Raw genomic sequence first — 8,887 nt, 5'->3', positions numbered from 1 at the left:
CTACATGCTGTAGAATTAGCGATTCTAACAAATTCGCTCAAGAAGTGACTTGCTGTTCTCGTAATAGAGGCGCAAAATGGGGTTCTCATCAAGCATCTTCAACAGGTACAGTACTCCGCCCTTTCTGTATCTTTTGATGCCTTTTATGATGTATACTTTGTCAGAATTTTTTTCTGATTCTATTATGCGGACTCGTTCACCTTTGGCAAAAACTGACATGTTTTCTACAAAAAATATTGGTACATTAGCTTTACTCATAAATTCCTAGCAATAATGTTCTAGGTGATCATGTGTACGGTCCAAAAAATAGCATACTGGAAAAAAATCAACTTTTACGTGAATACGTAAAAAAATAAAATCTGTAATCCTACTGTGTATACTCTACTATCNATGTTTTCTAAAAAAAATATTGGTAAATTAGCTTTACTCATAAATTCACAGTGTTAATCTTCTAGGTGATCATATGTACGGTCCAAAAAACATAGCTAGAAAAAATCAACTTTTATGTGAATATATGATAAAGTCTGTAATCTACTGTGTATACTCTGCTATTGTACCAGTAATGGTGTTAATCATTACCTGGACAATTTTTTCATGTGTTAAACCAACATCCATGACAATCTTACACATGTCATCGGTGAGACTGGCTGACTTGAATACAACTGGTGAATTGTACTGCTCCAAAAATTTTCTTGCTACTTGGATTGCATTACGTATTTTTATGTCCGTACTCATTGCTAAAAAATCACTTCTGTCTATATCGTCTAAGTATTCCTGCACATCTGCAAATGTGATCTACATGATTTAACTATTAGGTGCATCATCTCTGTACCAATTATCAGTAAAATCAATTCAGAAAATTAGTTGATTATTATAATTCTGAAATATTTTCACTATGTATAGTTTAGAAGTTTATATGATGAATATTTTGGAGCTCTGTAATTGGTTCATTTTTAGTTGGTTTGCCATTATAAACACCGTCTGAAGTTATACGACATTCTGTGGAACCATCTGCTTTGCGTATTGTGTTTTCCCAATGTACGGGACGTAGATTTGAAATGGTATCTGCATCGCCTTCTAATGTTGGATTTATGNGGAGCTCTGTAATTGGTTCATTTTTAGTTGGTTTGCCATTATAAACACCGTCTGAAGTTATACGACATTCTGTGGAACCATCTGCTTTGCGTATTGTGTTTTCCCAATGTACGGGCTGTAGATTTGAAATGGTATCTACATCTCCTTCTAATGTTGGATTTATACGGTCAATTACCCATCCGTATTCCGAGTCTTTTCTATTGTAGTGGCTGCGAAAGATCCACGCACCACAGACGTCTCTTCGCCAAAAAACTGGGTCATTGCCTGCAAAAATTTCTCCTCTAGCCCATATCTTCCAGATTATATCTGATGACAGCTGCACATTTACTGGTACCGTATCTGGCACGTTTTTCATATGATGTTAATTTATTTAAGTTGCCATGCAAAATTCTTCTAGACTCTTGTTTTTGATTTTTCAAATTTGTTGTATCTTGATTCCATGTTGTGGTAAACTATCACTATGATATTGTATTACTCTCTCATTCCTCTAAAATGATCAGAAAGTTCTCCTAGTGAGTCAATGTCTGAGAATACGGGATCTACCTTGTAGAGAAATTCATTTAGTTCATTAGACTCATCAAGTATTTGAAATCCTTTCTCCGTGGTATGGTATAGGTTGTTACCAACATCGCATCTTAATAGATTGCCCTCTTGCAATATTTTCAAGTATGCACTTGTCTTTTCAGAAGAAAGATAGGCATCATGCATTATTCTNCGTCAAGTATTTGAAATCCTTTCTCTGTGGTATGGTATAGATTGTTGCCAATATCGCATCTTAGTAGCTTGTTATCTTGCAATATTTTTAGGTAGGCGCTTGTCTTTTCAGAAGAAAGATAGGTATCATGCATTATTCGTGATTTGGTTGCACCATGTCTTGCCGATTCTAGTATTCTCCTTATAGTGTTCAATTCGCTACGATTCTTCAATATTGACAGTCCCGGATTTTTTTATTAAAATAATTCGTATAACTAACATGTATTTGTCTTCTAGTTTTACGACGCATCACTGACTGTGACTAGTCACGTGTAAGGCTGTAATTATCACATTATTTGTCCACCAAATGTGTAGAACCAATACTCTAGATCCTTTAAAAAACGAAAATGTGGTGTTAAGAGGTATTGTTTTCAGCGTCTATTTATTTTGGTATTACATTGTCAACTTGAACGGTACATGAAGAAAAACTACCGCTAAATCTGGTTATTGCATGAAAGATCTTTGATTCATGTGGCTTGATGTCTGATATGTTTCCATAACCCGTCGCAAGGTCATTTCCATTTTTATCTTGTATGAGCATTTTTAAAAAAATAACACTGTAAAACGTATCATTATTGTTAAACTGCCCTGTCAATAACACATTGCCAACTCCTTCTGTACATGTCATATTACTAAAACTAAATGTTGGCAAAACTGTTGTCCTCAAATCTCCATGGGCCTCTAAGAAAGATGTAATGTACAGCAAAAATATGATGAAAAAAATGGAAATTATAGAAAAAAAATGTGACTGTATGACATGTTTGATACTTTGAGACTCTATGGCAAACCTAATCGTAAGGTCTACATGCCTCCTGAGCTAGACTGGCACTTGAAACACACGATTTCACCATCGGAACTAAAATCAGTGTCGATGTCAATCTCCTCAATATCCTCCCAACAAACATCACAACATAGATTCAACGCTATTTTATATGTCACAAATGTTATCTGAGTTTGCGTAAAACGTCCTCAATGTTTTTTATGTAAATTTGTTCTAATTTGGTTCTTTTTTGTTATTCTCAATGAGGACTAGGAAACAATGTTATCGTAAAATGTATTGTAATTAATGTGAATACCCAAGTATCTTTCCGGTTTTTGCATCTACTGCAACTGTAATTATGTCCCCATCCAGTAATCCTACCTCCATAGATATCATCCAGACGTTGCCATCACTGTCTGCTGACTTGAATATTATTGATGAATGATATTGTTCAAGAAACTTTCTTGCTATTGCAATCGCTTTATTATTGTCTATTTTTATTTCATCTGATTGAGAATCAGTTAACCTTGATGGTTTTTTCAAATATTTTCTCCCTCTGTACAGTACGCAGTATCAAATTTAACCATTAAGCGAGTTACTTCTATAAAAATCGTAACTAAGATCTATCCTGTTTGTGAAAATCTAGTTTGTTGTTGTAAATATTGCAAACAATATGTTGTACCGGATGAAATAACATAGCTTGTGAGAAAATAAGTGGGAGAATAATTTTAGATGGATATCTTTGCAAATGAATAACCGTTTGTTGGTGTTATCATATCGCCGACTTCTTCGCACAGATGCATTAATTTTATTCCTTTCTCAGTTATTCTGTATACCTGAGTTCCGTCTTCATATTTGACCAGTTCATTTTTTTCCATAAAATTCAGGTAGTCTTTTAGCTGTGCATATGACAAATACGCCTTGTTCATTATCTTTGTTTTTGTGGCACCAGAACTTACTGAATCTAGAATCATTGAGATTATCTCTGTCCTACTACGATTCTTCATGAAGTTGTTACTCAAAACAAATTATAAAAGCACATTGTAAAAATGTTCTAGAAGATTGTTACATGTTTGTGTCAGGTATATGCGGAGGAATTTTTCAATCTTTTAGATTGCATGTATTATGTGATATTTTTCTAGTAGTTTTTACCTGTAGTGACATAAAAAGTGGGCTTTGTAGTCTGTTGGAGTGTAAAATATGGACGTACATACAATAATTCCTATCGGAGATCGTGTAAGTTTTTGGAAACGTACAATCTTCGCCGGTCCAACTCATCCTTGTAAGTACATACTATCATTTCTCTTGATTGTGACTATTGGAATGGCATGTGGCATTGTTTTAGAACAACCACAAAACGCAACAGCCTTGGTGTCTTCTACTGGGATAATAGTTCCTCTTTATAGCTACCCCGGACAAGTATGGGATGATCTGGTAAAAGAAAAAAATTCACATCCTTCTGTTCCAGTTGTTGCAATAATTAATCCTGATAGCGGTCCGGGAGTACGCGATCCAAACTATGCTACTGGGATAAAAAAACTCCAGTCTACAGGAATCATAGTATTGGGTTATGTTTATACGCATAAAGTCGATGATTCCACAATTAAAAATTATGTTAATGATTACAAGAACTGGTACGATGTAAATGGTATATTCTTTGATGGGATGTCAAATGTATCCGGTAATGAAAAATTCTATGCAGATCTAAGCAATTACACAAAATCACAAGGGCTTAACTATACTGTTGGCAATCCCGGTACAGATACATTGCCTAGCTACATTGGTACTGTAGATAATATGGTATTGTATGACAANATACAAAATCGCAAGGGCTTAACTATACTGTTGGCAATCCAGGAACGGATACATTACCTAGTTACATTGGCACTGTAGATAATATGGTGTTGTATGACAATCCGGGTCTTCCACTAGTATCGTCGCTTGGAGGCTGGCACACAAACTTCACTAGAAATAACTTTTCAATTGTCTCATATGGTGTCAATGATCTAAACAAAACCTATGTGGAAAATATTGCAAAACATGTACAATACATGTATGTGACAAACTCTACACTTCCAAATCCTTTCAGTACTCTGCCAAAATATTTTGATGGTTTGATGGGTATGATTGAAAATGATAGCAAACAAAATAACAAAACCTCGTCTGTGTTTATAACGGTAAAATCATATTCTGATAACGGCGTTCCAATCAATGGTCTTTGGACTGAGATTGGGTCTGATAAGAATAACATCTCTGGGTTTACTCCATTTTCCTCTCCTGTTGTTTCAGGAAATAGTTACACTGTAACAATGTCTAACTTTCAGAATTATACATTTGATCATTGGGATGATGGAACAATAAATGGCACAAAAATAATTGTGCCAAACAAAAATATCACCTTGAGTGCATACTATGGTTCCAGTCCAAGTCCTGTTGGATTTAGTCATGTTCACATTACACGTGGGCCATACTCTGTGCTAGCAACTGGTCAGTATACTAACGGCGGCATTCCTTACGTAGCGGTATTTCCAAGGTTGAATCTGTATGATAACTCTAGTCATCTGATAGGTACTGGACTTGGTACAATGTGGAATGTAGGAGCATATGATAGCCAATCATTTCAGATCTTGGTAAATGTCAGCAAGGCCTTCAAATCTTATGCTGTAGTAGTAGACAAGGCAGTATCAAAAAATGCTGTCACTGATCTGTCAAGTCATGGTACATCAAAAAACCCTACTGGCTTGTCTGCCATGCCATCGTCTCACACTCTGAGCTGTAATTGCACACCTCATGTATCACCAAGCACACAAGATACGAGCTCCATTACAGTTACCTTGGCATATGTTGGAGGTGATAGGGCATACTCGTCAACAATGGCTTTGAAGGTTTACCAGGATGCAAACCAAACTGTCTATAGGGACATAGAATCCCTTTCAGGAAATCCGTTTAATATCACATCTTTGCCAGTAAATCATAGATACAAAATCGAAGCTTATGCAAATGGAATGTACTCTAGTGTGGGATACGTTGATCTTCAGAAAACTCCTCAGACATTAACTCTCAATCTACCGCTGCCTGGGGGATTGCAGCCTAGGATTTTCTATAATGATGGATACACACCAATCTCTAATGCCACTGTAAGTGTACTATCACAAGATAATAAAACGTGGGCTTCAAGTCTTACTGATTCAAGTGGAAACACATTGCGTTTTTGGCTAGAGCCTACTATCATAGACAGCAATTATTTTGTTGTAGATGTACACATTAGTCCACACCTTTCGTATTCTTATTCGCCTATCTCTCTGCACCCTGGAACTTCGCAGAACATGAAAATAATTACACCGTGGCCTGCTNTCATAGACAGCAATTATTTTGTTGTAGATGTACACATTAGCCCGCACCTTTCGTATTCTTTCTTGCCTATCTCTTTGCACCCTGGAACTTCGCAGAACCTGAAAATAATTACACCATGGCCTGAAAAAGTAGAAGATCTTTTTACAGTAAAGATCTATAATGGACAATCAAGCACAGCACCAACTGCCAAAGGAAATTTTGTTGTATATCTATTTGACAATAATGGAAATGCCATTGGCCAGTCTAAAGCTAATTATCGCGGAGAAGCAAATTTCTCAAACCTCAAAGTGGGTGACTATACAATCAAAGCAATAGACGCACAAAATAACATAGAGTGGGGACAATCAAATATCGTAATCGATGGAACCAAGACAAGTTTTGCTATATTCCAGAACCAAACATCTTCTGGCATGTCAAACTAGTGTGTCTTAAACAAATCTCGCAATAGGTGAAATCTGTTTGTCTTGTGTACAAAGATGGTGTATTGTATACTAGTCAGTTAAACTGTGCTCTTGAGTGCCGCCTTGTGTTGTATTGGTAATGAAAAGGAAAACTTGGCANATATTCCAGAATCAGACATCTTCTGGCATGTCAAACTAGTTCGTCATACTAATTCTCTTGAGATTTAGTCTTGTGTTGTATTGGTAATGAAAATGAAAACTTGGCACCATGTTGTTTTTCTGGCATATTTTCTGCCCATATTCTGCCTCCATGGGCCTCAATAATTCCCTTGCATATGTAGAGGCCAAGCCCAGTTCCCTTGTCTGATTTTGTTACAAACTTGGAAAATAGGATTGAAACTATTTGTGGGTCTATACCTTTTCCGCTATCACTTACACTGACCTCTACAGAGTCTTTTGTATATTTTGAAGAAATGACTATCTTTCCCATTTCTGTGAACTTGATTGCATTGTGTAACAAATTGTAGACAACCTGTGAAATTCTGTCCCTGTCTGCATCTACTGGCATCTCTTCCGTCTCTGTTTGATGTATTATTTCTACATCATCATTGCTTAGCTGTATTGATTCGTCTCTTATCACTGTTGAAATTACATCATTTAGATCAAAGACCTCGGTCTTTAGCGTAAATGATTTGCTTTCCAGCCTAGTGACACTCAGTATGTTTTCAGTTAGGCGCTGAAGTCTTTTTGCATTTCTTGCTATGATTTTAATTTCTGGGTTGTCTTTTCCTAGTTGCTCTTCTAACATCTCTATGTTTACAAGTATTGGCATGATGGGAGTACGCAATTCATGAGCTGCTATGTTGATAAACTCTGTTTGCATTACAAGCTGTTTTTGAATAGATTTGAAGAACTCTGATGTTATAACTTTCATTGCCTCTGATTTTATCGAGCTTGATATTATTGGATCTCGAATTGCTTTGTTGAGCATCTCGTCTTCCATCTGACTATCTCTTAAAACTTGAATGAATTTTTCAAGTGCCTCAAGACCTCTGTTTACTCTAATGTTTGCTTCTCTGAACACTGCCTCTTGGTTTAATCTTTTTTTTATCATTGCATGCTTTTGCTGTATGTCAAGAGTTGTCTGAGTCAATTTTTCTCTAACTTGTTCTATTTTTTCTGCTCTTTGCTGTACTGTTTCTTCACGAGCTGCAAAGGCATCTCCCTTTATTTTTTCAACTTGTTCTCTTATGTGCTTTTGAATGGCTTTTACTTGAATGGCATGAAGTATTGCCCTGTCTGTTTCATCAGCTATTGTATTTGTCATGCCTTGTCTTTCAAATCCTTTAGAATGTCGACCTGCATTTTGTTGAATGTTTCTTCATCGATTATTCCCTTTTCATATTCTAGCCTAAGGTTGAGTAATCTTGATTTTAACCACCGAATTTGATCTTTTGATTGCTGTTCTGCAGCCATCCTGTTACATTCATTTAGAATTGATTCCAGCGTCAATTTCAAGATAAAACCTGTTATTATCACATCTATTACCTCAACAAAATGAATATGGGGCCCACGGTCCGCTAAGGTGAAAAATAAAACCAGTACTCTCATACTTTTTCTTGAGACTGTCTAATTTTTGATGAAATTTAACAGTCTGATCGCGATCTACCAAGTATGATGCATTTAGAACTATTTGATCAAATTCTGATTTTAACAAGCATCCAGCTTCTGAAGCCTTTGTAAGTTCACTATGAATTTGTCCACTTATTTGGTCTATTTTTTTATATGTTTGATTCTTGATTGCCTCATCCATCTTCATTTTAAGAAAATATGCTGTTCCTTCACCTGCTGATGACATTTCTTTTTTTATCTTCTCTATCTCTACACTGTCATGTTGGACTAGAGAGATTTTTTTAAGATCGGATTTATCCACCATTACTTTCAAGCCAAACTCGTCCTTGTCTTTGAGCTTTGTGACTTTGGATTTTAGGTCAGAGTATGACTTGATTAGCATTTTTTTTACACCATCATCTGTCTTGAATATTATTCCAAATCTGACTGGCAAGGTTGTACCAAGTGATCTTGATTCTTCTACTACTCTTTGATGAGCCGTGAGGTTTTCGACATCTGGCTGCATCTCTTTGAATGGTATGCTGCTTACTACTGCACTAATGTCTTTGTAGGCAATTGTATATGCCTGCTTTCCAAATAATCCAACATCACTGAAGCGANCTACTGCACTAATGTCTTTGTAGGCAATTGTATATGCCTGTTTTCCAAATAATCCCATATCACTGAAGCGCTGATTTTTAGATCCTTCTCTGACACAGTAAAGATACTTTCCGTCAACCATTTTTCTTTTTCCTAGTTTTGTGGCCTGTGCCAGAAACTGCGGAAAGTGTGGCAAGAAGATCAAGTGTTATGAGGTCAATGTCTGCAACAGAAACAGTTACACTTCCACCTATGACTACACCCTTTGCTAGAAGGCTGTCAAGTAAATCGAATCTGTTGTTTTGATCAGAAT

General features: G+C 36.2%; 10 protein-coding genes and 3 pseudogenes. 1 reads left to right on the top strand and 12 read right to left on the bottom strand.

Annotation, left to right across the window (positions count from 1 at the left end):
* Window positions 1–24: 24 nt before the first annotated feature.
* From DYY66_RS04380 to DYY66_RS04345, 7 genes are all read right to left on the bottom strand, one after another.
* Window positions 25–258, bottom strand: coding sequence for a hypothetical protein (locus DYY66_RS04380; RefSeq protein WP_166286543.1), 234 nt, complete (start codon window positions 256–258; stop codon window positions 25–27).
* Window positions 259–531: 273 nt separating this feature from the next.
* On the bottom strand, window positions 532–735 hold the full coding sequence (locus DYY66_RS04375) for a hypothetical protein (RefSeq protein ID WP_166286541.1): 204 nt from the start codon (window positions 733–735) through the stop codon (window positions 532–534).
* An 831-nt stretch (window positions 736–1,566) separates the two neighbouring features.
* Entirely contained in the window at window positions 1,567–1,803 is a 237-nt protein-coding gene (locus DYY66_RS16025; RefSeq protein ID WP_394352572.1) for a winged helix-turn-helix domain-containing protein, read from the bottom strand.
* A gap of 7 nt (window positions 1,804–1,810) precedes the next feature.
* A partial coding sequence (locus tag DYY66_RS16020; RefSeq protein ID WP_394352571.1) for a winged helix-turn-helix domain-containing protein occupies window positions 1,811–2,021 on the bottom strand: 211 nt, incomplete at its 3' end.
* Between the two features lie 209 nt (window positions 2,022–2,230).
* Window positions 2,231–2,500 (bottom strand): FxLYD domain-containing protein, encoded by a 270-nt coding sequence (locus tag DYY66_RS04355; RefSeq protein ID WP_166286535.1) that lies wholly within the window; start codon window positions 2,498–2,500, stop codon window positions 2,231–2,233.
* A gap of 411 nt (window positions 2,501–2,911) precedes the next feature.
* Window positions 2,912–3,151, bottom strand: coding sequence for a PepSY domain-containing protein (locus tag DYY66_RS04350; protein WP_166286533.1), 240 nt, complete (start codon window positions 3,149–3,151; stop codon window positions 2,912–2,914).
* A 185-nt stretch (window positions 3,152–3,336) separates the two neighbouring features.
* Window positions 3,337–3,615: a DUF4364 family protein gene (locus DYY66_RS04345; protein ID WP_166286531.1), complete on the bottom strand. Its 279-nt coding sequence runs from the start codon at window positions 3,613–3,615 to the stop codon at window positions 3,337–3,339.
* 193 nt (window positions 3,616–3,808) lie between these two features.
* On the opposite strand from DYY66_RS04345, the pseudogene DYY66_RS16015 reads away from it, so the two are divergent.
* Window positions 3,809–4,422 (top strand): annotated as a pseudogene (locus tag DYY66_RS16015) (spherulation-specific family 4 protein); the annotation flags it as partial.
* A gap of 2,149 nt (window positions 4,423–6,571) precedes the next feature.
* Here the strand turns inward: DYY66_RS16015 and DYY66_RS04330 are convergent.
* From DYY66_RS04330 to DYY66_RS04315, 5 genes and pseudogenes are all read right to left on the bottom strand, one after another.
* A complete protein-coding gene (locus DYY66_RS04330; protein ID WP_166286525.1) occupies window positions 6,572–7,690 on the bottom strand; it encodes a sensor histidine kinase KdpD in 1,119 nt (372 codons plus the stop codon).
* Window positions 7,687–7,875, bottom strand: a complete 189-nt coding sequence (locus tag DYY66_RS04325) for a hypothetical protein (protein ID WP_255496072.1) — start codon at window positions 7,873–7,875, stop codon at window positions 7,687–7,689. The genes DYY66_RS04330 and DYY66_RS04325 overlap by 4 nt, the downstream gene beginning before the upstream one ends.
* Window positions 7,876–7,912: 37 nt before the next feature.
* Window positions 7,913–8,594: pseudogene (locus DYY66_RS16010) on the bottom strand (GvpL/GvpF family gas vesicle protein); the annotation flags it as partial.
* Window position 8,595: 1 nt separating this feature from the next.
* A pseudogene (locus DYY66_RS16005) lies at window positions 8,596–8,716 on the bottom strand (gas vesicle synthesis GvpLGvpF); the annotation flags it as partial.
* A partial coding sequence (locus tag DYY66_RS04315; RefSeq protein ID WP_166286519.1) for a gas vesicle protein occupies window positions 8,709–8,887 on the bottom strand: 179 nt, incomplete at its 5' end. The pseudogene DYY66_RS16005 and the gene DYY66_RS04315, both read right to left, overlap by 8 nt.

This window comes from Candidatus Nitrosotalea sp. FS (genome assembly GCF_011319475.1).
Taxonomy (GTDB): domain Archaea; phylum Thermoproteota; class Nitrososphaeria; order Nitrososphaerales; family Nitrosopumilaceae; genus Nitrosotalea.
Note: the sequence above shows the minus strand (reverse complement) of the source record. Positions and strands in the feature narration are given on the sequence as shown.